The sequence below is a fragment of the Rhodococcus sp. NPDC056516 genome (genome assembly GCF_042794655.1).
GTDB lineage: Bacteria > Actinomycetota > Actinomycetes > Mycobacteriales > Mycobacteriaceae > Rhodococcus_F.
Genome location: NZ_JBHTTG010000006.1, coordinates 18475 through 42439, shown reverse-complemented (window position 1 = coordinate 42439; position 23965 = coordinate 18475). Strand labels below are relative to the sequence as shown.

The following is a 23965-nucleotide window of genomic DNA, read 5'->3' as shown; positions in this document are numbered from 1 at the left end:
GCCCTTCTAGACATCCAGCAGAAGAACTCAGGGAGAGTTAAGTCATGGCAGAAGTACTTGTGCTCGTAGAGCACGCAGAGGGTGCGCTGAAGAAGGTCAGCACCGAACTCATCACCGCTGCACGCGCACTCGGTGAGCCGTCGGCAGTTGTCGCCGGCCCCGCAGGCACCGCAGCAAAGCTCGCCGACGCGCTGGCAGCAGCCGGCGCCGAGAAGATCTACGTCGCCGAGTCCGACGACATCGACGGCTACCTCGTCACCCCCAAGGTCGACGTTCTCGCCGCTCTGGTCGAGTCCACCAGCCCGGCAGCAGTCATCACCGCAGCCGGCACCGAGGGCAAAGAGGTTGCCGGTCGTCTGGCCGCACGTCTGGGCTCCGGACTGCTGACCGACGTCATCGAGATCAAGGCTGACGGCACCGGCGTCCACTCCATCTTCGGTGGCGCGTTCACCGTCGAGGCCAAGGCCAACGGCGACGTTCCCGTCTACTCGGTTCGTCCGGGTGCCGTCGAGGCTGCTCCGCAGGCCGGCGCAGGCGAGCAGATCACCGTCGAGGTTCCGGCTCAGGACGAGAGTGCCGTCAAGGTCACCTCGCGTGAGCCCATCGTCGGCGGCGACCGCCCCGAGCTCACCGAGGCGTCGGTTGTCGTCTCCGGTGGACGTGGCGTCGGCAGCGCGGACAAGTTCTCCGTCGTCGAAGAGCTGGCCGATTCCCTCGGCGCTGCAGTCGGTGCTTCGCGTGCCGCTGTGGACTCGGGCTACTACCCCGGACAGTTCCAGGTCGGTCAGACCGGTAAGACGGTCTCCCCGCAGCTGTACATCGCGCTCGGCATTTCCGGTGCCATCCAGCACCGCGCCGGCATGCAGACGTCCAAGACCATCGTCGCGGTCAACAAGGACGAAGAGGCACCCATCTTCGAGATCGCCGACTTCGGCATCGTGGGCGACCTGTTCAACGTCGCACCGCAGCTCACCGAAGCTGTGAAGTCCCACAAGGGCTAAAAAGCACAATCTGCTGTGCGCCTTTATCAACCCCCCGCGGTTGATAAAGGCGCACAGTGCTTTATTCACCCGGCCTGCATCGGTATGTCACTTCGTCGATACCGGGATGCCGTTCGCGCTCGATAAACCTTGCGCATGACAATTACGTCAGTCCTTCGCTCCGCGAGTGACAATCTCGGCCGTGAGGTCGCCCAGCCGAGATATTCCCTGATCGTCTCCTCCGACCGCGAGCATCGTGTCGCTGCGCAGCGTCTTCGATACCGAGTGTTCGCCTCCGAGCCTGGCTTCTCCCTCCCGGCAACGGCTGGGGTGTTCGAACTCGACGCCGACGCCTTCGACGAATTCTGTGATCATCTTCTCGTTCGTGACAACATCACCGGGGAGTACGTGGGCTGCTACCGAATGCTGCCGCCGGATTCCGCTGCGGCGGCCGGTGGGTATTACACCGCAACGGAATTCGACATCTCCGCGCTCGACCCGGTGGCGAACAGGATCGTCGAGATGGGTCGCGCGTGCGTCGATCCCTCTCACCGCACCGGATCCGTCCTGAGCCTGATGTGGTCGGGCATCCTGCACTACCTCGAACTGACCGGATACGAGTGGGTGATGGGTTGCGTCTCCGTGCCCATCCTGCCGCGCCCCGATTCCATCGCCGGCGCAGATGTCCGTGGCGTGCGTGACTTCGTGATGAACAAGCACGCCAGCCCGGTTTCGCGACGGGTGACACCTCGAAACCCGGTGGTCCTCGGCGGCCGGACGCTCGACGAGATTGCCGCACCGGAACGCCTCACGATGCCGCCGTTGCTCCGCGGCTACCTACGGATGGGCGCGACAATTTGCGGGGAGCCTGCTCACGATCCCGAGTTCGGCGTGGCTGATTTTGTTGCGCTGCAAGGCCTTCACTCCGCAAACAAGCGTTATCTCGAACGGCTGCGATCGGCGGCCGCCGCACACGAGTCGGGGATCGGCTGATGACCGCGGCGGTGCCGTACTGGGTACCGACGAGCCCCTGCGGCGACGGGTGTCTACCCGCGGACGCACCCGGTGTGTCGAGTATCACCGTGATTGCCCGCGGGGTTATGGTCGGTGCCGCACTGGTGACAGCGCCGGTGCTGTCGGCCGGCTGGCTGCTCCCACGCACCTGGCGCACGGAGATGCAACGCGGATACTCGCGGGCGTTGCTGCGTTGTCTGGGGATGAAGCTCACGGTCGACGATCAACGGTTGGGGCGCGCCGAACCGGCAGGCGTGATGGTTGTCGCCGGTCACGTGTCCTGGACCGATGTACTGGTCGCGAGCGCCGTTGCTCCGGCCAACTTCGTCGCCCGCGCCGACCTGCTCGACTGGGCAGTGCTCGGCGGTCTCGCGCGGCGGATGCGCGTCGTGCCCATCGATCGAGCACGACTGCGGGACCTCCCCGGAACCGTCGACGTCGTGCGCGAACGCCTGCAGCGCGGTGTCCGCGTGATGGTTTTCCCCGAGGGGACGACCTGGTGCGGCCGAGCGTACGGCGGCTTCCGCCCGGCGATGTTCCAAGCTGCCGTCGACGCCGAATGCCCGGTTCAACCGATGGCGATCCGATACGAGAACGCCGACGGTTCCCTGTGCACCGGACCGTGCTTTGTCGGCACCGAAACGATCGGTCAGTCCATCGGTCGGATCCTGCGTCAGAAGAACGTCGAGGTGAAGGTCAGGCTGGCTCCGCTCGAGGAGGCAGGGGAGTGCCGAGCCGATCTCGCGCAGCGATGCGAGAGAGCCGTACGCGGCGTCGACAGCATCGATCTGGCAGCTCACGACATCTTCGACCCCGCACCGGAACTCGTGACACAAGCCGTGGGACAAATCGATCCCTCCCCGGCGATGAGCGCTTAGCCTGCTGAGCGAGGCTGGGCGAGCTCTCGTGCTGGGCTATCCTTGTCAAGCCATGACTCTGCCTGCACACAGTGCCCACGCCGGATTTCCGGTGTACCTCGATCATGCCGCCACGACTCCGATGTCGGCAGCCGCTATCGAGGCGATGACCGATACCTTCAAAACCGTGGGCAACGCGTCCTCGCTGCACGGCTCCGGCCGTGCGGCCCGGCGCCGCGTCGAGGAATCGCGCGAATCGATCGCCGCCAGCCTGGGCGCGCGGCCGTCGGAGGTCATCTTCACCTCCGGGGGAACCGAGAGCGACAACCTCGCGGTCAAGGGCATCTACTGGGCTCGCCGTGACGCCGATCCACGACGCACTCGCATTCTGGCCAGCTCCGTCGAGCATCATGCTGTGCTCGACGCCGTCGAGTGGCTCGAGCAACACGAGGGCGCGCGCGTGACGTGGTTGCCGGTCGACGAGAACGGTGTGGTCGATCCGCAGACGTTGCGCGACGAACTGTCCGTGCACGCCGACGAAGTAGCACTGGTGACGGTGATGTGGGCCAACAACGAGGTCGGCTCGATCATGCCGATCGTGGAGTTGGCGGAGGTCTCGGCAGAGTTCGAGATTCCGATGCACAGCGACGCGGTCCAGGCCGTTGCTCAATTGCCCGTCGACTTCGCAGCGAGCAAGTTGTCCGCGCTGAGCATCGCGGCACATAAATTCGGTGGTCCCCACGGCGTCGGTGCACTCTTGCTCGGTCGCCAGGTTCCCTGTGTGCCGCTCCTTCACGGCGGTGGGCACGAACGTGATCTGCGTTCGGGCACTCCGGATACCGCGGGAGTTGTCGGAATGGCTGCGGCGCTGCGCGCAAACGTCGAGAACTTCGATTCCAGCACAAGGGAATTGGCGCAGCTGCGTGACCGTTTGATCGAGGGAGTCCTGGAGATCCTTCCCGAGTCGGTGCTCAACGGCCCGACCGGTTCCGACAGGCTTCCCGGTAACGCGCACTTCACCTTTCCCGGCTGCGAGGGCGATTCGTTGCTGATGCTCCTCGACGCAGCCGGTATCGAATGTTCCACCGGTTCGGCCTGCACTGCCGGTGTGGCCCGGGCCAGCCACGTGTTGATCGCGATGGGCGTCGAATCGCCCGTAGCGCGTGGCTCACTGAGATTTTCGCTCGGACATACGTCGAGTGTCACCGATGTGGATGCGCTGCTCGCAGCGCTTCCACAAGTAGTAGAGCGCGCTCGGGCCGCCGGTCTTGCCGGTGCCGGTTCGCGTGGAGGGGATCGCTGATGCGAGTACTCGCAGCCATGAGCGGAGGTGTCGACTCCGCTGTCGCCGCCGCCCGCGCTGTTGCCGCCGGACATGACGTCGTCGGCGTTCATCTTGCGCTGTCCACGGCGCCGGGCGCATTGCGTACGGGTTCGCGGGGTTGCTGCTCGAAGGAAGATGCCGGCGACGCCAGGCGCGCCGCCGACGTCCTCGGAATACCCTTCTACGTCTGGGATTTCGCCGATCGCTTCAAGGAAGACGTGATCGACGACTTCGTGGCGTCGTACGCGGCAGGTGAGACCCCCAACCCCTGCCTGCGCTGCAACGAGAAGATCAAGTTCACCGCACTCGCCGATCGCGCGGTCGCTCTCGGCTTCGACGCCGTGGCGACCGGTCACTACGCACGCCTCGAAGACGGCGTCCTGCGCCGGGCGGTCGACGCGGACAAGGATCAGTCGTACGTCCTCGGTGTGCTGACGGCAGAGCAGCTTTCACGCGCGATGTTCCCGATCGGTGACACCCCGAAGGAACAGATCCGCGAGGAAGCGGCCGAGCGCGGGCTCGCTGTGGCGAACAAGCCTGACAGCCACGACATCTGCTTCATCCCGACCGGCGACACACGAGCATTCCTGGGTGCGCGCATCGGCGTTCGTCCCGGAAGCGTTGTCGACGCCGATTCCGGTGAAGTCCTCGCTGCGCACGACGGCGTCCACGGCTTCACGATCGGACAGCGCAAGGGTCTCGGCGTCGAAGGTCCGGCGGGTGACGGCCGTCCGCGTTACGTGACCGCGATCGAGCCCGAAACCGGAACGGTCCGAGTGGGATCGGCCAAGAACCTCGACGTCTGGGCCATCTCGGCGCAGCGTGCGATCTGGACTTCGGGCCAGGCGCCGGAAGGCCCCGTCGAATGCATGGTGCAGGTTCGTGCGCACGGCGGACTGGCGCAGGCCGTCGCGGAGGCCGTCGATGACGGTACTTCGAGTGGCGGTATCTCGGTCTCGTTGCGCGAACCACTGACCGGCGTCGCGAAGGGACAGGCTGTCGTGTTGTATCGCCCCGACAGCGAACTGGGCGACCAGGTTCTCGGCAGTGGCACCATCTCGGGCACCGAATCCGAGCCGAACACACTGTGACGCAGCAGGTTTCCATCGGTGGCCTCGTCACCGGAATCGGATCCTGGCCGGGCACGGATGCCCGCGAAAGTGCAGCAACCATCCTCGGCGAGCTTGGCGGTTTCCCACATCTGGTGGAGTTGCCGAGCCGGGGTCTCGGCGCAGACATGGTCGGCCGGGCAGGGGCCATTTTGGTCGACATCAACCTCGACGCCTCGACGCGTGCCTATCGCGTCGTGCCTCGGCGGGGCAACGTCGCGAAGCGGGCCGAGGACTTCCTGAATCAGGATCTCGACGCACTCGAGGAAGCCTGGGAGTCGGCCCGCTTGGTCGGTGGAGATCACGTGATCAAGCTCCAAGCTGCCGGCCCGTTGACGCTCGGCGCCGAGATCGAGGTCGCGAACGGCTCGCGAGTTCTCGTCGACCGCGGGGCGCTCCGCGACATCGCCGAATCACTCGGTGAGGGTCTCGCGCGTCATGCGGCCGAGGTCACTCGTCGGACCGGCGCCGCAGTGGTGATCCAGTTGGACGAGCCCCAGATCGCGACCGTACTGGCCGGTTCGCTGCCCGGGCGCACCAAGATGGAGAGCGTTCCGGCTTTGCCCGAACCCGAGGCGCTCGCCGTTCTCGACTCGACGATCAGCGGTTGCGGGTTGCCCACGATCGTCCACAGTTGCGGCGCCGACATGCCGTGGGATCTATTGAGGCGAAGTCAGGCGTTCGGCGTGAGCATCGACATGTCGCTCATCGGCTCACGCGATCTCGACGGTATCGGCCAGTTGTTCGACGCCGGCAAGGAATTGGCGCTCGGTCTGGTTCCGTCCGTGGAGCCGGAAAAGCCGGTGACGTGGAAAGAGTGCGCGATGCCCGCAGTCACGCTGATCGATCGTCTCGGATTCTCGCGTGAACTCCTGCAGACCCAGGTCGCGGTGACCCCACGCTGTGGTCTTGCGGGAGCGAGCCTGGAGTGGGCTCGTGCTGCTCTTCGACTGAGCACAGACGTCGGCAAGGCATTGGTGGACGATCCGTCGGCGTTCTGATGCGTGGAGTCATGTGGTGTGTCGGTGTGACCCGATAATCTTCTAGCTGTGACTGAAACCGCGGATGCAATGCAGCCAGCGCCCAACGAGGCGCGCGAGCAGTGGACGGAGCTGGCCGAAGAGGTACGCCAGCATCAGTTCCGCTACTACGTTCGTGATGCGCCCGTCATTTCGGACGGTGCATTCGACACATTGCTCGGGCAGCTCAATGCTCTCGAAGAGCAGTATCCGGATCTGCGGACTCCCGACTCTCCGACGCAACTGGTCGGCGGCGGATTCGCGACGGACTTCACCTCCGTCGATCATCTCGAGCGGATGCTCAGCCTCGACAACGTCTTCGACGAGTCCGAGCTCCGTGGATGGATCGCCAAGGTGGAGCAGGAAACCGGGCCCGAACTGCACTATCTGTGCGAAGTGAAGATCGACGGCGTCGCGCTCAACCTCGTCTACGAGAACGGCAAACTCGTGCGCGCCGCTACCCGCGGCGACGGCCGCACCGGCGAGCTGGTCACACTCAACGCCCTGACGATCAACGACATCCCGGAGCGGCTCACCGCCACGGACGAGTACCCGATTCCGAGCCTGCTCGAGGTGCGCGGTGAGGTGTTCTTCCGCCTCGAGGACTTCGCGGCACTCAATGCCTCGCTGGTGGAGGAGGGCAAAGCGCCGTTCGCCAATCCGCGCAACTCCGCGGCGGGCTCCCTGCGTCAGAAGAATCCGGCCGTCACCGCGCGTCGTCGCCTCGGCATGATTTGCCACGGGTTCGGACGCATGGAAGGTTTCGATCCGGCTTCGCAGTACGACGCCTACGTGGCCCTCGCCGCCTGGGGTCTGCCGGTGTCCACGCACACCTCGCGGGTGGTCGGCGCCGACGCCGTGGTCGAGAAGATGAAGTACTGGGGAGAACATCGCCACGACGTCGAGCACGAGATCGACGGCCTGGTGGTCAAGGTTGACGAGATGTCGTTGCATCGACGTCTGGGCACCACGTCTCGCGCACCGCGGTGGGCGATCGCGTACAAGTACCCGCCGGAAGAGGTCACGACCAAGCTCCTCGACATCCGGGTCAGCGTCGGGCGCACCGGACGCGTGACGCCGTTCGCGCACATGGAACCCGTCACGGTGGCGGGTTCCACTGTGTCCTTGGCCACGCTGCACAACGGATCCGAGGTCAAGCGCAAGGGTGTGCTGATCGGCGACACCGTGGTGTTGCGTAAGGCCGGAGACGTTATCCCCGAGGTCCTCGGGCCCGTGGCAGACGTGCGCGACGGTACCGAGCGCGAGTTCGTCATGCCGACGCACTGCCCCGAGTGCGGCACGTTGTTGGCACCGGCAAAGGAGGGCGACGTCGACGTGCGATGCCCCAATCAGCAGTACTGCCCGGCGCAGTTGCGCGAGCGCGTGTTCCACGTTGCCGGTCGCGGGGCATTCGACATCGAGGTGCTCGGATACGAGGCCGCGACCGGTCTGCTGGAAGCGAAGGTCATCGGCGACGAGGGTGATCTCTTCTCCCTCGACGCCGAGAAACTGATCGACGTTCCGATCTTCCGTACCAATGCGGGAGCACTGTCCGCCAACGGAAAACGCTTGCTGGCCAATCTCGATTCGGCCAAGGACAAGCCGCTCTGGAGAGTGCTTGTGGCACTGTCGATTCGGCACGTCGGCCCTACTGCCGCCAGGGCGTTGGCCGGCGAATTCGGTTCGTTGCAACGCATTCGGGAAGCGTCGGTCGACGAGTTGGCTGCAGTGGACGGCGTCGGATCCACGATCGCGGCGGCGGTCGTGGAGTGGTTCTCCGTCGACTGGCACCAGCAGATCGTCGACAAGTGGGCTTCGGCCGGAGTACGCATGGAGGACGAACGAGACGATTCGATTCCGCGCAATCTCGAGGGTCTCTCGATCGTCGTCACCGGTTCGCTCGAGACGTACTCGCGAGATCAGGCGAAGGAAGCGATTCTGGTGCGCGGGGGCAAGGCGGCAGGTTCGGTGTCGAAGAAGACAGCCTTCGTCGTCGTTGGTGAAGCGCCCGGTTCCAAGCACGACAAGGCCGTCGAATTGGGTGTGCCGGTGCTCGACGAGGACGGCTTCCGGCGGTTGCTCGAAGATGGCCCGGATGCAGTCGCTCCCACCGAATTGGACGCAGCAGAGTGACTTTGTCCGATTTCTGAGATTGACGTGTGGGGTGCCATAGTGACGCCATGATCGAGATTCGTGAAGTTCTGCCGGCTGAGTTCGAGACCGTCGGTGAGCTGACTGTGCAGTCGTACGTGGGCGGCGGATTTGTCGCCGACGGATCCCCGTACGCGGAGCGCCTGCGCGACACCGCAACTCGGGTGGAGCAGGGGCGGGTGCTGGTTGCCGTCCTCGGCGATCAGGTCGTGGGTTCGTTGACGATCGCAGAGCCCGGTACGCCCTTCGCCGACGTTGCGCAGAAGGGTGAACTCGAATTCCGCATGCTCGCGGTCTCTCCGCAAGCTCGAGGATCGGGCGCCGGAACCGCATTGGTTCGCGCAGTGATCGCCGACGCTTACGATCGCGGCGATCACTCGGTGGTCATTTCGACGCAGCCCGAGATGGTCGATGCGCGTCGTATCTACGACCGAAACGGTTTTGTCCCCGATCCCGAGCGCGCGTGGGAGCCCATTCGCGGCATGGAACTGACCGTCATGGTTCGTGGTCTGGCCTGACTATCCAGCCTGGTTAACCCAGCACCGTCGCTACGATTCCTGCAAGGTAGCCGAGGCGGGCTATCTCCGAGGGGCGGAATTCGGGTCCACCGGGGCGGCCGAGCATGAGGACTCGATTGCCGGAACCGAGAGGTGCGGCAGCGAGGCTGGTGTTCATGTCGCGCCATACGTCCGGAACCCAATCCGCCTCGCCGTCGAGGGCGGTGGGCTTGTCCAGCGGCATCCACGGAATATCGGTCGCATGAGTTTCCGGAGCGCCTGCGCTACCGACGACACGGTAAGCCCCGTGCTTGCCGATGTCCGCGATGACGCACCAGCCGACACGGAGGACACGCGGCGCGCCGTCGACGAGAACCTGTAGTCGATCGTTTCTGGCGGTGGCGACGGAGTCGATCAGCTCGAGTTCGCGGTGAGTGTCGAGAATCCCGGCGTAGGGGCGGATCGAATCGACCAGCACGTCGGGCAGATGCTCCGCAGCGGTGATCAAAGTGTCGGGCAGTGCGCCGGGTTCGACGTCGACCACGAGGTCGTCGATGGCAAATCCGTCGCCCCGTTCCACGACGTCGAGAGAGAGGATGTCTGCGCCGACGGAACCGAGTGCCACGGCGAGAGCGCCGAGGCTGCCGGGTCGGTCGGGCAGTTGGACGCGAAGCAGGTACGACACGTGCGTGCCTTTCGCTGATCGGTTCTCGCCCGGATCACGTCGACCCGGGCCACACCCATCTTTGCACTTGCTCAGCACCCGTTGGTGGGCGCCGCGGCGGGGTCACACCGGGTGCACGTGCTTGTCACACGAGCGAAACACGAGGTGGATTCGACGTGGCGGTGGACACAGTGGGCGTGCATACCGGTCGACACAGCAGGCGTGCTTACAGGTCTGTGTCGGTGAGGAACTAGGCTGGACCGGCAATGTTCACGTCCTCTTCCGAAAGGGGCCCCGCGGTGCCTGCCATCTCCCGTGACGAGGTCGCGCACCTCGCGCGGCTGTCCAGACTCGCCCTGTCCGATGCCGAACTCGACGAGTTCGCCGGTCAGTTGGATTCGATTCTCAACCACGTCAAGGTGGTCACCGAGGTTGCGGCCGACGACGTCCCGCCCATGGCGAACCCCAATGCCGTCACCAACGTGACGCGCCCCGACGTGATCGTGCCCGGGTTGACCCCGGAGCAGGCATTGTCCGGAGCACCCGCAGTCGAACAGGATCGCTTTGCGGTTCCGCAGATCCTTGGAGAGGGCGAATGACCGATCTGACCACGCTGGACGCCGCTGAGCTGGCCGGCAAGATCCACTCGCGTGAGGTGTCCTCGGTAGAGGTCACGCAGGCGCATCTCGACCGCATCGCTGCCGTCGACACCGAGTACCACGCATTCCTGCACGTCGCCGGCGAGCAGGCTCTCGAAGCTGCCGCAGCAGTGGACAACTCGCTCGCAGGCGGAAACGAACCCGCTTCGGCACTCGCCGGTGTTCCGATCGCGTTGAAGGACATCTTCACCACGACGGACATGCCGACCACCTGTGCGTCGAAGATTCTCGAAGGCTGGGTTGCGCCGTACGACGCGACCCTGACGTCCAAGCTGCGCGCTGCCGGCATCCCGATTCTCGGCAAGACGAACCTCGACGAATTTGCGATGGGCTCCTCGACGGAGAACTCCGCCTTCGGTCCGACTCGCAACCCGTGGGACGTCACCCGCATCCCCGGAGGATCCGGTGGCGGTAGCGCGGCAGCACTCGCATCCCGTCAGGCTCCACTGGCCATCGGTACCGACACCGGCGGTTCGATCCGTCAGCCGGCTGCGGTCACCGCGACGGTCGGAACCAAGCCGACGTACGGAACCGTCTCACGCTTCGGACTCGTCGCGTGCGCGTCCTCGCTCGATCAGGGCGGCCCCTGCGGTCGCACCGTGCTCGACACCGCTCTGCTGCACGAGGTCATCGCCGGACACGATCCGCGTGACTCCACGTCCATCGACGCCCCCGTGCGTCCGGTGGTTGCCGCAGCACGTGAAGGTGCAAACGGCGACCTGCGCGGCGTGAAGGTCGGTGTTGTCAAGGAACTGCACTCCGACAGCTACCAGCCCGGCGTCATCGCCTCCTTCGACGCCGCAGTCGAGCAGCTCAAGGCTCTCGGCGCCGAGGTTGTCGAGGTCTCGTGCCCGAGCTTCGAGCACGCGCTCGCGTCGTACTACCTGGTGCTGCCGAGTGAGGTGTCGTCCAACCTGGCTCGCTTCGACGCCATGCGCTACGGACTGCGTGTCGACGAAGGCAACATGAGCGCCGACCAGGTCATGGCCGCAACTCGTGCCGCCGGTTTCGGCCCGGAGGTCAAGCGTCGCATCATGATCGGTACCTACGCACTGTCCTCGGGCTACTACGACGCCTACTACGGCTCGGCGCTCAAGGTCCGTACGCTCATCGCGCGCGATTTCGACAAGGCCTACGAGAAGGTAGACGTATTGGTGTCGCCGACCAGCCCGTTCACCCCCTGGAAGTTGGGCGAGAAGGTCGGCGATCCGCTGGCCATGTACCTCTCCGACCTGTGCACGCTGCCGACCAACCTGGCCGGACACTGCGCGATGTCGGTGCCCTCGGGTCTGTCCGCGGATGACAACCTGCCGGTGGGCCTGCAGATCATGGCGCCCGCCATGGCTGACGAGCGCCTTTACCGTGTCGGTGCCGCCTACGAAGCTGCACGCGGCCCGATCGCGACTGCAGTCTGACCTGTTTGCTGTGCGCCTTTATTAACCCCCCGCGGTTAATAAAGGCGCACAGCAGTTTCAGGAGCAGGTCCCCAAAGCCGTCCCCTGATCGGTTCCGTAGCGATGACCGTGGCCGGCGGGAACACCGAGCGAACCGAGCATGTCTGCGGTCGTCTGCAAGAACGTGACGCCTGGAATCCACTGCGGGATCGGGGCATCCTGGACGGCGCGGCTCAGGTCCGGCTTCTGCGTCGCGAGGGCGGGGGACCACCACACCACCGGGTCGGACGTGTTCGCGAGAACGGTTGCGCCCTCCGTCCGCGTCGCGCCCGCCGGGGGACCGGCCCACAACACGTCGCACGCGGTGGTGGGGCTTTTCTCCATCAACGCAGCACTGCCCCCGACGGCGCCCAGGCTCTGTCCGTAGAGGAACAGGTCCGGCCGCTCTTCGGTCGGCATCGAGGCGATGTGTGTACCGACCGCAGTAAACAAAGCGGTGGCTGAATCTTCGGCCTCGTCCCGGCTGAACAGGAACGTCGCCCAGCTGGGTGCGTCGGAGTATTGCTGGCCGACTATCGCGACGTCGCCGGCGAACCGTTGCTCGATACCGTCGACTGCGTGCGTGTCGATCCACCCCGAGCCGGTCGGAACCGCCACCACGACGCTGTTGCGGGCAAATCCACCGACGCGATCGAGTTCACTCACGGCGAGAGCGGCACGCGATGCGGCATCGGGTGCGGAATCCAAACCGGCGTAGACGCGCACCGAGTCTTCGCCTGCTGCGACGAATTTGCGTCCCTCCGCCCCCATCGACGTCCAGGAGATAAGAGATTCGGGGCTGCCTGACACGGAGGCCGAAAGTGGCTGCGTCAGAGCAGTGTCGATGTACGCGTTGGACTTGTCGAACGAATCGGCGAGGCCGTTCCACACGACGGGACCGACTACCAACTGCACTCCGAGGACTCCCATGACCAGTGCACCCACACTCCGCGCGAAACCCATCCACCGCAGCGCCTTCGAAATTCCGACCCCGATGCCCCAGAGGCCAAGTGCGGTCAGTGCTGCAATGCAACCCGCCTCCGCCCAGTGGAGAAGTCCGGCAGACGGTGCGCCCATCGCCGCTCGCAACGAGTTCTGCCAACTGGAGGCGGCGAAGACAGCAATCGCGGCGGCGGCCGTCGACAACCCCAACGCGCTTATGCGCCAATGATGTTCGTCGAATCGGGCCTTCACGCGATCAGAGACGAGCCGACGCGCAACCGCGGAGAACGCCCACATCGCCAGTAGTCCGGCCGCGACGAGCAGACCGCTGAACACACCCTGGAGCACGGCTGATCTCGGCAGCAGTCCGGGAGCAAGTGAGATGGCGGACATCGCTGCCACCGCGACGCTCGTCGAAACCCGGGGGAGTGCGAGGGCCCCGACTCGGGCGAGGGCGGGGGTCCGTGACGCATTCAGAACGCTCATGCTGCAATCGCTTTCGGGGAGTAGGAGAACTCGTTCGACGGGTCGAGGCGCCGCGATCGCATCACGGTGAAACCGAGAGCGGAGACAGCGAAGACTCCGGCCGCGCCGTAACCGAAGCCTGATTCAGCGACCGGTGTCAGATAGCTTTGGCGCCAGGAATTTCCGTTCACCGCTGTGACGGCTACATCGGCCATCGCGAAGCAATACCCTCGTGAGAGAAAGGACGTGCGGTCTTCACACGCGGCATGCATTCGCTCGTCGAGCTGACCGTCGAGGACCTGACGTGCCCACGGCCCCAGTTCAGTTCCGTGCGAATGCGCGTAGCGGAGCAGGTCGTAGCCGAGATCGTGCGCTTTGCAGGCCGAGTCGAATTCGTCGGGAAGTGGGACCGGCGACGAGCAGTCGCCGTGAGGATTGGCGAGATATCCATCGACGACGGTGGGGGTGTAGCCCGCGAATGCCGCAAAGTCCGCCGGGATGGTGGTCACGGCGTCAGAGGCATCCGCGGTAGTCACGGTGGCGATCGCCCTGGATGCGTTCGAGTTCTCGGTGCGCGGCGGCTCGGCGCCGCTCGATCCGGCAGTGACGATGATCGCCGCCGTTGCCGCCAAGGCCAGGGCAGCCCAGGTGGCGCCGCTTCGAGAGAGGTCTTTCACTCGTGTGATCCGCATGCCGTTCACGCTATGAACGGACAATCCTGGCGGTCATCGCTCTGTGGAGGGGTTCTCCGACGCCGATTCGGGTGAGAATTCCCTCCCCTGTGATACCTCGGAGGTAGGGGGATCTCACACTGCAGTATGAGGACTTTCGGGGTTCGCCTTCATAGGCTTGACGGGTGATCAAGGTCCGAAGGAAGAACAGGGGCGCACCGGATGCGCCCGCACCGACATTCGCCACTGCCGGGTCGATGCTGTCCGGCCTCGACGGGGCGGTAGTGCATTCGGAGAAAGTGCGCCGCGCAACCCGTTTCGTGGCCCACGGTCAGTTCTGGAACTTCGTCATAGTCGCGGTCACCTTGATCCTCTACGCGATCGCGTGGCCGACACTGCAACTGACGCATCATGTTTCGCCGCCGATCATGCCGTTCGTCGCCGCGTTGGCCGCCTTTCCGTTTGTCCTGATCCGGATCAACGCACCGTTGGGGTGGGCGGTGTCGGCGGTGTCGGCGCTGATCATCCCGTTGGTGTTCGACAACACGCCCGGTTACGACTATCCGTGGCAGGTCGTCCACATCATCGTGCTGATGTGTTTGCTCGCCGCGGTGAGTCTGCGAGCGCCCATTCAGGTTGTCGGTGTCGCCTGGATCGCCACGGTGCTGCTCTTCCTCGGCAACGCCCCGGGAAGCGACGGAGCGGGTTGGGCTGTCGGGCTGAGTGCCCTGGTGGCCTTCTGCCTGTTGATCCGCTGGTTGGTTCTCTCGCGCCGCCAGTTGGCCAAGCAGGAGGAAGTCAGTGAACTCGAACGCACTCGGCGAACGATCCTCGAGGAGAAGGCGCGGATCGCCCGCGACTTGCACGACATCGTGGCCCACCACATGTCGATGGTGGTCGTGCAAGCGCAGAGTGCGCCGTACCGACTCGATGCGGTCACTCCGGAGATCCGGACCGAATTCGAATCGATAAGTGAGACAGGGCGAGCAGCACTCAACGAGATTCGTGGTCTCCTCGGAGTACTGCGCAGCGACGGCGACTCGGTGGTGACGGCCCCGCAACCGGGCGTCGACCAGTTGGACGAACTGCTGCTCGGCAGTACACGTGCAGGACTTCCGGTGTCGTGGCGAGTCGACGGAGATCGAGCGTCGGTGTCGGAATCCACGGGACTTGCGCTATACCGGATCATTCAGGAGTCGATCACCAATGCGGCCAGGCATTCACCTGGCGGACCCATCGAAGTCGCCGTGGCGTTCGGCCCGCAATCGGTGAGCGCGCTCGTGAACAACGGACCTTCGCCATTGGGTGGCAATCAGCACTCGGCGTCGGAAACCACTGGTGGCAATGGAATACGCGGAATGCGTGAGCGGGCTTCGGCCGTGGGCGGCATGCTGTTGGCAAACCGGCGCGAGGACGGAGGGTTCGAGGTCCGGGCCGAGTTGCCGTCGATGCCCGCCTAGGCTGTCCGAGTGCCCATCACAGTATTCATCGCAGACGACCAGGCGATGGTTCGACAAGGGTTCGGAGCCCTACTCTCCGCCCAGCCCGACATCAGCGTGATCGGCGATGCGCCGGACGGCAAGATCGCCGTCGCCGAGGTCGCGCGATTGCGTCCGGATGTGGTGTTGATGGATGTTCGCATGCCCGAGATGAACGGACTCGACGCTGCCCGCCAGATTCTGTCTGCCGGATGGGAACCGCCGGTGCGAGTCCTCATGCTCACCACTTTCGACATCGACGACTACGTCTACGAGGCACTGAGCGTCGGGGCGAGTGGGTTCATGCTCAAGGATGCACCGGCCGAGGAACTGATTCGGGCGGTACGCGTAGTCGCCGAAGGGCAGGCCTTGCTGGCGCCGACGGTGACGCGTCGGCTGATTGCCGATGTGACCAGCCGGCGGGCGGCCCCGCGCGCACGGCCCGCAGCGCTCGACGCCCTGACCCCGCGTGAGCGCGAGGTCCTCGAACTGATCGCCCGCGGATTGTCCAACGTCGAGATCGCCGAGCGGCTGTTCGTCGCCGAGCAGACCGTCAAGACCCATGTCGGGAAGGTGCTGTCGAAGCTCGATCTACGAGATCGCGCCCAGGCAGTCGTGTTGGCGTACGAAAGCGGGCTCGTCACGCCAGGTTAGCGATCCCGTACGGCGCGGCGTTGCGGCTCGGCAACGCCGCTATCCTGCGGCAATACGGTGACTGGGGGAAGATGGACACCAAGATCCACAATCCGGTCACGAGAGGTGCTGCACTATGCGAATCGGAATCCTCACGGGCGGCGGCGACTGCCCGGGCTTGAACGCGGTCATCCGCGCCGTCGTACGTACGTCGGCCGGTCGTTACGGCAGTACCGTGGTCGGATTCCGGGACGGCTGGCGAGGACTTCTCGAGGACCGCAAGGTCCCTCTCGATGCGGACGATCGAATCAACCGCATCCTCACTCGCGGCGGCACGATCCTCGGCACCGCTCGCGTGAACCCCGACAAACTGCGCGCGGGCCTCGATCAGATCAAGCAGACCCTCGACGACAACGGGATCGACGTCCTGATCCCGATCGGCGGCGAAGGCACACTCACCGCGGCCAGTTGGCTTTCCGAGAGTGGCGTGCCCGTGATCGGCGTGCCCAAGACGATCGACAACGACATCGACTGCACCGACGTGACTTTCGGTTTCGACACCGCCTTGGCCGTCGCCACCGACGCCATCGACAGACTCCACACCACGGCCGAATCACACCAGCGGGTCATGCTCGTCGAGGTCATGGGCCGGCACGCGGGCTGGATCGCGCTGCAAGCCGGACTGGCGTCGGGGGCACACCTGACGCTGGTTCCGGAACAACCGTTCGACGTCGACGAGGTGTGCGCGATGGTCAAGAAGCGCTTCCAGCGCGGTGACTCCCACTTCATCTGCGTCGTCGCCGAAGGCGCGATGCCCGATCCCGCGTCGATGACTCTGCGCGAGGGTGGCATCGACGAGTTCGGTCACAAGATCTTCACCGGAGTCGCGCAGCAGCTCGGTAACGAGATCGAGCGTCGGATCGGCAAGGAAGTTCGCACCACCGTCCTCGGACACATTCAACGCGGCGGCACCCCGACGCCGCACGATCGCATCCTCGCCACCCGCTTCGGCGTACATGCCACCGACGCAGCTCACCGCGGAGATTTCGGTCAGATGGTCGCCTTGCACGGAACGTCCATCGACCTCGTTCCGCTCGCCGAGGCGACCCGCAAACTCAAGACGGTGCCCAAGGAGCGCTACGAGGAGGCAGCCGCATTCTTCGGCTGAGCCGCAGACGCATAAACTGATCACCATGACTGCTGTCGATGCGCCCGACATCCTCGATTACGACGAAGTACTGACCAAGTACGAGCCTGTGATGGGTATGGAGGTGCACGTAGAACTCGGCACCGCGACCAAGATGTTCTGCCCGTGCCCCACCGAGTTCGGTGCCGAACCCAATACCCAGGTGTGCCCGGTCTGTCTGGGCATGCCCGGTTCGTTGCCGGTGGTGAACGCAGCTGCTGTCGAATCCGCGATCCGGATCGGCCTTGCGCTCAACTGCTCCATCACACCGTGGGGTCGATTCGCGCGTAAGAACTACTTCTACCCGGATCAGCCGAAGAACTACCAGATCTCCCAGTACGACGAGCCGATCGCGACCGAGGGCTACCTCGACGTGATCCTCGACGACGGCACGACGTGGCGTGTCGACATCGAGCGCGCGCACATGGAAGAGGACACCGGAAAGTCCTTGCACGTGGGCGGCGCTACCGGCCGTATCCACGGCGCAAGCCACTCGCTTCTCGACTACAACCGTGCCGGTGTGCCGCTGGTCGAGATCGTCACCAAGACCATCCACGGTGCCGGCGAGCGCGCTCCCGAGGTTGCCCGTGCGTACGTGACGGCGCTTCGTGATCTGCTGAAGTCCCTCGACGTCTCCGACGTGCGGATGGATCAGGGATCGATGCGTTGCGACGCCAACATTTCGCTGATGCCGATCGGCGCCAAGGAACTCGGAACGCGTACCGAGACCAAGAACGTCAACTCCCTCAAAAGTGTCGAGGTCGCGGTTCGCTACGAAATGCGCCGTCAGGCAGCAGTTCTCGACGCCGGCGGTGAGGTCATCCAGGAGACCCGCCACTTCCAGGAAGCCGACGGCACCACCGCCGCCGGACGCCGTAAGGAAACGGCTGAGGACTACCGCTACTTCCCGGAGCCGGATCTCGAGCCTGTTGCCCCGAGCGCCGAGTGGGTGGAAGAACTGCGCGGCACCTTGCCGGAGCTTCCCTGGATTCGCCGCGCGCGGATCCAGAAGGACTGGGGAATTTCCGACGAGGTCATGCGCGACCTCGTCAATGCCGGTGCCATCGATCTGGTGATCGCGACCACCGAGGCCGGTGCGTCGCCCGAGGCAGCGCGGTCGTGGTGGCTGTCCTACCTGTCACAGCAGGCCAACACCCGTGGCGTCGAACTCGGTGCTCTGCCGATCACCCCGGCGCAGGTTGCCCAGGTCGTCGCTCTCATCGACAGCGGCAAGCTCAACAACAAGGTCGCTCGCCAGGTCGTCGATCACGTCCTCGACGGCGAAGGTGATCCGGAGCAGGTTGTCGCGGCGCACCCGGAGTTGGTCGTCGAACGTGACGAAACCAAGCTCAAGGCAGCCGTCGACGAAGCGCTCGCAGCCAACCCCGACATCGCGGACAAGATCCGCAGTGGCAAGGTGCAGGCCGCCGGAAAGATCGTCGGCGACGTCATGAAGGCCACCCGTGGGCAGGCAGACGCGGCTCGTGTGAAGGAACTTGTCATCGAGGCGTGCAGCTAATCCTCGGTAGCGAACGCTGATGCCCGGCCGAATCGAATTCGGCCGGGCATCAATGTTTTACCGCTGTCGATCTGGATACTGTCGATCTACAGACCAGGGACCACAACCGCGCGGCCGCTGAGCGTTCCGGCGGCCAGTCGTCGATACGCTTCGGCTCCGTTGTCGAGGCTGAAGGTTTCCACCGCTATGTCGAAGATGCCGGCGTGGGCGAGGTCGATCAATTCGATCAATTCGTTGCGGGCACCCCAGTAAGGAACGGTCACCGAAGCCTCGTAAGGACTTTGGAAGAACCCGACCTTGGCATGCGCCTGCCCATCGCCGATCCCGACGATGGTGACGTCGGATCCGACGCCGGCGACAGCCATCGCGGTGTCGATGGTGGGCTGGTAGCCGACGAAGTCGAGAACCAGTGCGGCGCCCTGACTTCCGGTGATCTTGCGGACGTTCTCGGCCGCATCCTTGTCGGAGAGCACCACTTCGTGGGCGCCGACCTTGGTTGCCAGTTCGAGCTTGTCCGCGCTCACGTCGAGTGCGATGACCGTGGCTGCCGAGAGGTGGCGGAGGAGCTGAATGGCGACGTGGCCGAGACCACTGGTGCCGATGACAACCGCGTACGAGCCTCCGCGAAGTTTCGGCAGAGAACGCTTTATCGCGTGATAGGGCGTCAGGCCGGCGTCGGTCAGTGGCACTGTCTTGATCGGGTCGAGGTCGCCGATCGGGACGAGATGGCGAGGTGAGTCGACGATCATGAACTCGGCCAACGCGCCGGGGGCGCCGAGACCGGGAGGATTGATGCCGAGTTCTTTTGCGCGAGAACAGTAGTTCTCCAGTCCCTGCGAGCAGTGCCAACAGTCGCCGCAACCCCAAGGCCCGTAGACGACGACATTGGTTCCGATGTCGAGTCCCTCGACACCCTCGCCGACGGCGGCGACCCGGCCGGCGCCTTCGTGACCGAGAGTAAGCGGAAGGCCGTAGGTGTACTGCTCTTCGGGCAGGCTCATGATGAAGTCGTCCGAGTGACAGACGCCGGCCGCGGTTACTTCCAGGAGCACTTCACCGGGACCGGGCGCGGGTTTGGGAATCTCCGTGAGTTCGGGCTCTGCGCCGATTCTCGTGTACTGGATTGCCTTCATTCCGACTCCTTTGTCGTGGTTGGCCAACCGGTCCTGGAAGTGCGTATGGAAATCAGAGGCTCAGTCGATCCCGCCGCTGCCACTCGGCATCGGGATCTTGACCACCTTGTCGTCGTTCGGACCCGGCTCGCCTGCGGTTTTGTTTATCGTGCTCGCCCACATCAAACCGTCGGATCCGAGTGCCAAACCGCCCAGTTGGCCGTACGTGTCCTTCGCCACTGCCGACGGCGCGGTCGTGACGGCACCTGTTCCTGGATCTGCGGCCAGCGCCGAGATCGCTTTGCCGGCCCCCAGCGCGACAGCTACCACTCCCTGCGCCGCAATGCACCCTCCGACGCCGGGTCGGTCAGGCCACGTCCAAGCGGGGGACGTCACCGTTCCGTCGGAGCCGACACGTTGGAGGCGATCCTCGAGAGTGGTTCGGTCGGTCACCCACGTCGCGATACCCGGATCCACGCACACGCCGCCGCCGTTCCCGATTCCGGACAGAACAACTTCCGGGCGAGGCGGCGCTGCGTTGGGCGTCAACGATCGGACTCGCAACAGTTTCCCCGCCAACGAGCCGGGATCCTGAGCAACCGCAGGGTTTCCGGTATCGCCCGTCAGGACCATGAGCTGGTCCGGGGCCGCGAACTCCAGTGACCCGCCGTTGCCACTCGCGCCGCGTGGAATTCCACCGAGGACTTCCTTTGCGGTGTCGCCCGGCGCGATGCGGACCACCCGGTTGTCGGTTCCGGTGGTGACGTAGGCATAAATCAGATTGTCTTCGACAAATGTGGGGGAGAGGGCGATGTCGAGCAGTCCGCCGTCGCCGCTGCCGTCGACATCGATCTTGGCAACCTCGACGGGCGTCGTGTTGGGCGCCACCTGCATGATTCGGCCGGTTCGACGTTCGGCGACCAACCCCGAGTTCCCGTCCGGGAGTGTGACGAGCCCACCCGTGGTGTCGAGACAGGTTGCGATCACGGCGGTGTCGGCATCCTGACACGGTCCGAGGGGGCCGGTCCGCGGCGCCGGCGGCGTGGTCGACGGCGGCGGGTTCTCCGGCTGCACTTCCGCGCTGGCCTGGTTGGTCGGTTCGGGTGTGAACGGCGAGGCAGTCGATTCGTCGAAGTCGGCGCAACCTGCGAGCAACGATGTCCCGAGCACCAGAGCCAGTGCGCCCAGCGCTGCATGCCTACCCGTAGTCATGCCCAAGACGTTACGTAACCCACGGCCGATGCCGCCACGCCGGACCAAGGTTCCCCGTCGAGTTCGTGAATCGGTCATAGGCTCACCTACGTGACTGACGAGCGAAAAGATCCCAGCGAGTTGTCGGACGCGGACAAGCCGACGGGCAATGTGTCCAGTCCGTATGATTCGCCCACCGAACAATTTCCGACGGTGAGCGCCAAGAACCCGTTGCCGCGTACCGACGACGATCTTGACTTCGGTTCCACGAACGCCAACTCCCTCACCGAACAGATACCGACGTATCGCGCACCGGGCGCGGATCAACCGACGGTGGCTCTCGAGCGTGAGACGGCGTACGACGCTCCGATCGCCGCTGTCCCCACCGCCGAAGCGGTGGCAGGTACAACGGAGGCTCCGCGGAGTCGAGGCACTCTCGACCTCGGCTTGCTTGCCTTGCGGTTGGCCGTCGGTGGAACTGCGTTGGTGCACGGTCTGCAGAAGTTGACCGGTATCTGGAACGGGCCGGGTCTGGGCGGGTTCGAGACGATGCTGGCGGATGCCGGGTTCCAGCAGGCGAAGTGGATGGCGATACTCGGCGCCGTCGGTGAGGTCGCGGGTGGCGCGCTCCTCATCCTCGGGTTGCTGACTCCCGTTGCGGCAGCGTCGGTTCTGGCCGTGATGATCAACGCGTGGGCGCTGCGTCAGGCGAGCGCCCCGGGTCTCGAGTACTTCGCCCCGGCCGGTACCGAATACGAGATGCTGCTGGGAATCTGCGCCGGCGTCATCATCTTGACGGGTCCTGGCCGAATCGCACTGGATGGTCGTCGGGGCTGGGCCACCCGCCCGTTTGTCGGGTCGCTCGTGGTCTTGATTCTCGGCATCGCTGCCGGCGTCTGCACTTGGATCTTCCTGAACGGTGCCAATCCGCTCATCTGAAATTCGCACAACCAATACGAACCGCCGCCTTCCGAATCGGAAGGCGGCGGTTCGTTTGTGAAGGGTCAGTCCTTGACGAGTACCGGATCGGCATTCGCAGACGGGATGGCCGTCCCGTCCTTGAGCTTGCGACCGAGGACCGACTTGCGGTGTCCGTACGCGAAGTACACGAGCACACCGATGGCCATCCAGACGAGGAAGCGGATCCAGGTCTCGACCGAGAGGTTGAGCATCAGCCAACCGCAGGCGAGCACGGCGACGATCGGAACGAACGGAACCAGCGGGACGCGGAATCCGCGCGGCAGGTCGGGGCGGGTGCGGCGTAGGACGATAACGCCGACGCAGACCAGGACGAACGCGAAGAGCGTGCCGATGTTGACCATTTCTTCGAGCGTGCCCATGGGGAAGAAGGCTGCCAGGACGGCGACGATGCCGCCGACGATCAGCGTGATGCGCAGTGGGATGCCCTTGGCGTTGGTCTTGGCCAGGCTGCGCGGCATGAGGCCGTCACGGGACATGGCGAACAAGACGCGGGTCTGGCCGAGCATCATGACCATGACGACTGTTGTCAGGCCGGCCAGGCCACCGAAGTTGATGGCCGTCTGTGCCCAACCGATTCCGTTTGCCTCGAATGCGGTGGCAAGGGTGGCGCTGGAATCGCCGACCAGCGGGCTGCCGTCCTTGAGTTCGGTGTACTTGACCATGCCGGTGAGGACGAGTGTGACGGCAACGTAGAGCACGGTGACGATGGCGAGCGAGCCGAAGATTCCGCGCGGCAACGACTTCTGCGGGTTCTTGGTTTCCTCGGCCGTGGTCGCAACGACGTCGAATCCGATGAATGCGAAGAACACGAGGCTGGCGGCGGCGAGCAATCCGTATGCGCCGTAGCTGCTTCCACCGGCGCCGGTCAGCCAGGAGAACAATGTCTGGTGGATTCCGCTGGCAGAGCTCTCGGCCCCCTCGGACGGCGGGATGAAGGGGGAGTAGTTCTCCTTCTTGATGTAGAACGCGCCGACGACGATGACGAGCAGTACTACCGCGATCTTGATTGCGGTGATGACTGCGGAGACTCGCGAGGAAACCTTGGTGCCGATCGCGAGGATCAGCGTGATCGCTCCGATGATGAGCAGTGCGCCCCAGTCGAAGCTGATCGATCCGATGTGCGCGGTGGTACTGCCGCTGGCACCGATGACGTTGCCGAGATAGAGCGACCAACCCTTGCCGACGACAGCGGAGGCGAGTGCGAACTCGAGGATGAGGTCCCAGCCGATGATCCAGGCCGCGAACTCACCGAACGTCGCGTAGGAGAACGTGTATGCGCTGCCGGCGACCGGAACAGTGGAGGCGAACTCCGCGTAACACAGTGCGGCAAGGCCACAGGCAATGGCAGCGAGAACGAATGCCAGTGAAATGGAGGGTCCTGCGACATTGCCTGCGGTTCGAGCAGTGAGCGTGAAGATGCCTGCGCCGATGACGACGGCGACTCCGAATACCGTGAGGTCCTTCGCGGTCAATTCCTTCTTGAGCTTTGTCTCAGGCTCGTCGGTGTCCGCGATCGATTGCTCGACGGATTTGGTGCGCCATATGCCGACTCCGGGCATGTATTGCTCCTTGGTTGTTTCCTCGTCGACCTTGTGGGTGACGGGCGGTGGCTGACTGTCGTCGTTGTGATGTGCGTCTCAGCGACCTGATGAGGGAACCACTGGTGAGCGCCGTGTGCAAGTCAGCTCGCTCGAACTGACCGAAATGATCACCTGACTGAAAGCCATCCCCCCTCATGTATCTGAATTGATCAGCTGGTGTCTGGAACCCTACGTCCAAGTGAATTCGCTCACGAGTCGGACGCGCGATTCGGTCTGAAATGTCTGATAGCTCATATCGTTCCGTTGGTGCTCCGCGTGTCGCCCGGTTATTCGGTACCTGTCGGTCGGTCTTGCTCTCGATGAGTTGCATCAACCCAACTGGTTTCACCTCGCCGGAGCAACACCGCGTACCTGGATGCACTCGAGCGTCAATCACGCGTCGTGGCAGAGTGTGTCGGCGACGGGATGATCGGATTGGGTTGTGGTTCAGGCTCATACAACACCGAAGGGGTATGGCGTGTTCGGACGCGGTCGATCCC

21 protein-coding genes are annotated in these 23965 nt (G+C 64.6%); 15 read left to right on the top strand and 6 right to left on the bottom strand.

What is annotated here, in order from left to right; genetic code table 11:
* The first annotated feature begins 44 nt into the window (after positions 1–44).
* From ACFQ6Y_RS18820 to ACFQ6Y_RS18785, 8 genes are all read left to right on the top strand, one after another.
* On the top strand, positions 45–1001 hold the full coding sequence (locus ACFQ6Y_RS18820) for an electron transfer flavoprotein subunit alpha/FixB family protein (protein ID WP_003944698.1): 957 nt from the start codon (positions 45–47) through the stop codon (positions 999–1001).
* A 135-nt stretch (positions 1002–1136) separates the two neighbouring features.
* Positions 1137–1973, top strand: a complete 837-nt coding sequence (locus tag ACFQ6Y_RS18815) for a GNAT family N-acetyltransferase (RefSeq protein WP_378635784.1) — start codon at positions 1137–1139, stop codon at positions 1971–1973.
* Positions 1973–2872, top strand: coding sequence for a lysophospholipid acyltransferase family protein (locus ACFQ6Y_RS18810; RefSeq protein WP_378635781.1), 900 nt, complete (start codon positions 1973–1975; stop codon positions 2870–2872). The genes ACFQ6Y_RS18815 and ACFQ6Y_RS18810 overlap by 1 nt, the downstream gene beginning before the upstream one ends.
* Positions 2873–2924: 52 nt before the next feature.
* On the top strand, positions 2925–4154 hold the full coding sequence (locus tag ACFQ6Y_RS18805) for a cysteine desulfurase family protein (RefSeq protein ID WP_378449126.1): 1230 nt from the start codon (positions 2925–2927) through the stop codon (positions 4152–4154).
* Complete coding sequence (gene mnmA, locus ACFQ6Y_RS18800; protein ID WP_378635778.1) at positions 4154–5266, top strand: tRNA 2-thiouridine(34) synthase MnmA; 1113 nt, start codon at positions 4154–4156, stop codon at positions 5264–5266. The genes ACFQ6Y_RS18805 and mnmA overlap by 1 nt, the downstream gene beginning before the upstream one ends.
* Entirely contained in the window at positions 5263–6285 is a 1023-nt protein-coding gene (locus ACFQ6Y_RS18795) for a methionine synthase (RefSeq protein ID WP_378635773.1), read from the top strand. Before mnmA ends, ACFQ6Y_RS18795 begins: the two co-directional genes overlap by 4 nt.
* Before the next feature lie 69 nt (positions 6286–6354).
* The gene (gene ligA / locus ACFQ6Y_RS18790; protein WP_378534551.1) at positions 6355–8436 is read left to right on the top strand and encodes an NAD-dependent DNA ligase LigA; all 2082 of its coding nucleotides are present in this window, start codon (positions 6355–6357) and stop codon (positions 8434–8436) included.
* 47 nt (positions 8437–8483) lie between these two features.
* On the top strand, positions 8484–8972 hold the full coding sequence (locus ACFQ6Y_RS18785) for a GNAT family N-acetyltransferase (RefSeq protein WP_230812805.1): 489 nt from the start codon (positions 8484–8486) through the stop codon (positions 8970–8972).
* 13 nt (positions 8973–8985) lie between these two features.
* Here the strand turns inward: ACFQ6Y_RS18785 and ACFQ6Y_RS18780 are convergent, their stop codons facing one another.
* Positions 8986–9636 (bottom strand): amino acid-binding protein, encoded by a 651-nt coding sequence (locus ACFQ6Y_RS18780; protein WP_378533863.1) that lies wholly within the window; start codon positions 9634–9636, stop codon positions 8986–8988.
* Between the two features lie 278 nt (positions 9637–9914).
* Between ACFQ6Y_RS18780 and gatC the strand changes: the two genes are divergently transcribed.
* A complete protein-coding gene (gene gatC, locus ACFQ6Y_RS18775; protein ID WP_003944747.1) occupies positions 9915–10214 on the top strand; it encodes an Asp-tRNA(Asn)/Glu-tRNA(Gln) amidotransferase subunit GatC in 300 nt (99 codons plus the stop codon).
* The gene (gene gatA / locus ACFQ6Y_RS18770; protein ID WP_378449122.1) at positions 10211–11689 is read left to right on the top strand and encodes an Asp-tRNA(Asn)/Glu-tRNA(Gln) amidotransferase subunit GatA; all 1479 of its coding nucleotides are present in this window, start codon (positions 10211–10213) and stop codon (positions 11687–11689) included. Before gatC ends, gatA begins: the two co-directional genes overlap by 4 nt.
* Positions 11690–11746: 57 nt before the next feature.
* Here gatA and ACFQ6Y_RS18765 read toward each other — a convergent pair whose 3' ends face one another.
* On the bottom strand, positions 11747–13135 hold the full coding sequence (locus tag ACFQ6Y_RS18765) for an alpha/beta-hydrolase family protein (RefSeq protein WP_378635769.1): 1389 nt from the start codon (positions 13133–13135) through the stop codon (positions 11747–11749).
* Positions 13132–13806 carry a hypothetical protein gene (locus tag ACFQ6Y_RS18760; protein WP_378635765.1) on the bottom strand — a complete coding sequence of 225 codons (675 nt, stop codon included), beginning with the start codon at positions 13804–13806 and terminating at the stop codon, positions 13132–13134. Before ACFQ6Y_RS18760 ends, ACFQ6Y_RS18765 begins: the two co-directional genes overlap by 4 nt.
* Before the next feature lie 164 nt (positions 13807–13970).
* Here ACFQ6Y_RS18760 and ACFQ6Y_RS18755 point away from each other — a divergent pair, with 164 nt between their 5' ends.
* From ACFQ6Y_RS18755 to gatB, 4 genes are all read left to right on the top strand, one after another.
* Positions 13971–15245 carry a sensor histidine kinase gene (locus ACFQ6Y_RS18755; protein WP_378635762.1) on the top strand — a complete coding sequence of 425 codons (1275 nt, stop codon included), beginning with the start codon at positions 13971–13973 and terminating at the stop codon, positions 15243–15245.
* A 9-nt stretch (positions 15246–15254) separates the two neighbouring features.
* A complete protein-coding gene (locus ACFQ6Y_RS18750; RefSeq protein WP_007729374.1) occupies positions 15255–15917 on the top strand; it encodes a response regulator transcription factor in 663 nt (220 codons plus the stop codon).
* A 115-nt stretch (positions 15918–16032) separates the two neighbouring features.
* Complete coding sequence (locus ACFQ6Y_RS18745; RefSeq protein WP_283303701.1) at positions 16033–17064, top strand: ATP-dependent 6-phosphofructokinase; 1032 nt, start codon at positions 16033–16035, stop codon at positions 17062–17064.
* Between the two features lie 25 nt (positions 17065–17089).
* The gene (gene gatB / locus ACFQ6Y_RS18740; RefSeq protein ID WP_019747920.1) at positions 17090–18601 is read left to right on the top strand and encodes an Asp-tRNA(Asn)/Glu-tRNA(Gln) amidotransferase subunit GatB; all 1512 of its coding nucleotides are present in this window, start codon (positions 17090–17092) and stop codon (positions 18599–18601) included.
* An 86-nt stretch (positions 18602–18687) separates the two neighbouring features.
* On the opposite strand, the gene ACFQ6Y_RS18735 is transcribed toward gatB, so the two are convergent.
* Together ACFQ6Y_RS18735 and ACFQ6Y_RS18730 are read right to left on the bottom strand one after the other, a co-directional pair.
* Positions 18688–19734, bottom strand: a complete 1047-nt coding sequence (locus ACFQ6Y_RS18735) for an NAD(P)-dependent alcohol dehydrogenase (protein WP_378635757.1) — start codon at positions 19732–19734, stop codon at positions 18688–18690.
* A 60-nt stretch (positions 19735–19794) separates the two neighbouring features.
* Complete coding sequence (locus ACFQ6Y_RS18730; RefSeq protein WP_378450055.1) at positions 19795–20925, bottom strand: PQQ-dependent sugar dehydrogenase; 1131 nt, start codon at positions 20923–20925, stop codon at positions 19795–19797.
* Positions 20926–21015: 90 nt separating this feature from the next.
* On the opposite strand from ACFQ6Y_RS18730, the gene ACFQ6Y_RS18725 reads away from it, so the two are divergent.
* The gene (locus ACFQ6Y_RS18725) at positions 21016–21843 is read left to right on the top strand and encodes a DoxX family protein (RefSeq protein WP_378544650.1); all 828 of its coding nucleotides are present in this window, start codon (positions 21016–21018) and stop codon (positions 21841–21843) included.
* A gap of 65 nt (positions 21844–21908) precedes the next feature.
* Here the strand turns inward: ACFQ6Y_RS18725 and ACFQ6Y_RS18720 are convergent, their stop codons facing one another.
* Positions 21909–23444 carry an amino acid permease gene (locus tag ACFQ6Y_RS18720; protein WP_378533850.1) on the bottom strand — a complete coding sequence of 512 codons (1536 nt, stop codon included), beginning with the start codon at positions 23442–23444 and terminating at the stop codon, positions 21909–21911.
* Positions 23445–23965: the final 521 nt, after the last annotated feature.

Coding starts and splice junctions, on each gene's coding strand:
- ACFQ6Y_RS18820 (WP_003944698.1), top strand. CDS start 45: ATGGCAGAAGTACTTGTGCTCGTAGAGCACGCAGAGGGTGCGCTGAAG.
- ACFQ6Y_RS18815 (WP_378635784.1), top strand. CDS start 1,137: ATGACAATTACGTCAGTCCTTCGCTCCGCGAGTGACAATCTCGGCCGT.
- ACFQ6Y_RS18810 (WP_378635781.1), top strand. CDS start 1,973: ATGACCGCGGCGGTGCCGTACTGGGTACCGACGAGCCCCTGCGGCGAC.
- ACFQ6Y_RS18805 (WP_378449126.1), top strand. CDS start 2,925: ATGACTCTGCCTGCACACAGTGCCCACGCCGGATTTCCGGTGTACCTC.
- mnmA (WP_378635778.1), top strand. CDS start 4,154: ATGCGAGTACTCGCAGCCATGAGCGGAGGTGTCGACTCCGCTGTCGCC.
- ligA (WP_378534551.1), top strand. CDS start 6,355: ATGCAGCCAGCGCCCAACGAGGCGCGCGAGCAGTGGACGGAGCTGGCC.
- ACFQ6Y_RS18785 (WP_230812805.1), top strand. CDS start 8,484: ATGATCGAGATTCGTGAAGTTCTGCCGGCTGAGTTCGAGACCGTCGGT.
- gatA (WP_378449122.1), top strand. CDS start 10,211: ATGACCGATCTGACCACGCTGGACGCCGCTGAGCTGGCCGGCAAGATC.
- ACFQ6Y_RS18765 (WP_378635769.1), bottom strand. CDS start 13,135: ATGAGCGTTCTGAATGCGTCACGGACCCCCGCCCTCGCCCGAGTCGGG.
- ACFQ6Y_RS18760 (WP_378635765.1), bottom strand. CDS start 13,806: ATGCGGATCACACGAGTGAAAGACCTCTCTCGAAGCGGCGCCACCTGG.
- ACFQ6Y_RS18745 (WP_283303701.1), top strand. CDS start 16,033: ATGCGAATCGGAATCCTCACGGGCGGCGGCGACTGCCCGGGCTTGAAC.
- gatB (WP_019747920.1), top strand. CDS start 17,090: ATGACTGCTGTCGATGCGCCCGACATCCTCGATTACGACGAAGTACTG.
- ACFQ6Y_RS18735 (WP_378635757.1), bottom strand. CDS start 19,734: ATGAAGGCAATCCAGTACACGAGAATCGGCGCAGAGCCCGAACTCACG.
- ACFQ6Y_RS18730 (WP_378450055.1), bottom strand. CDS start 20,925: ATGACTACGGGTAGGCATGCAGCGCTGGGCGCACTGGCTCTGGTGCTC.
- ACFQ6Y_RS18720 (WP_378533850.1), bottom strand. CDS start 23,444: ATGCCCGGAGTCGGCATATGGCGCACCAAATCCGTCGAGCAATCGATC.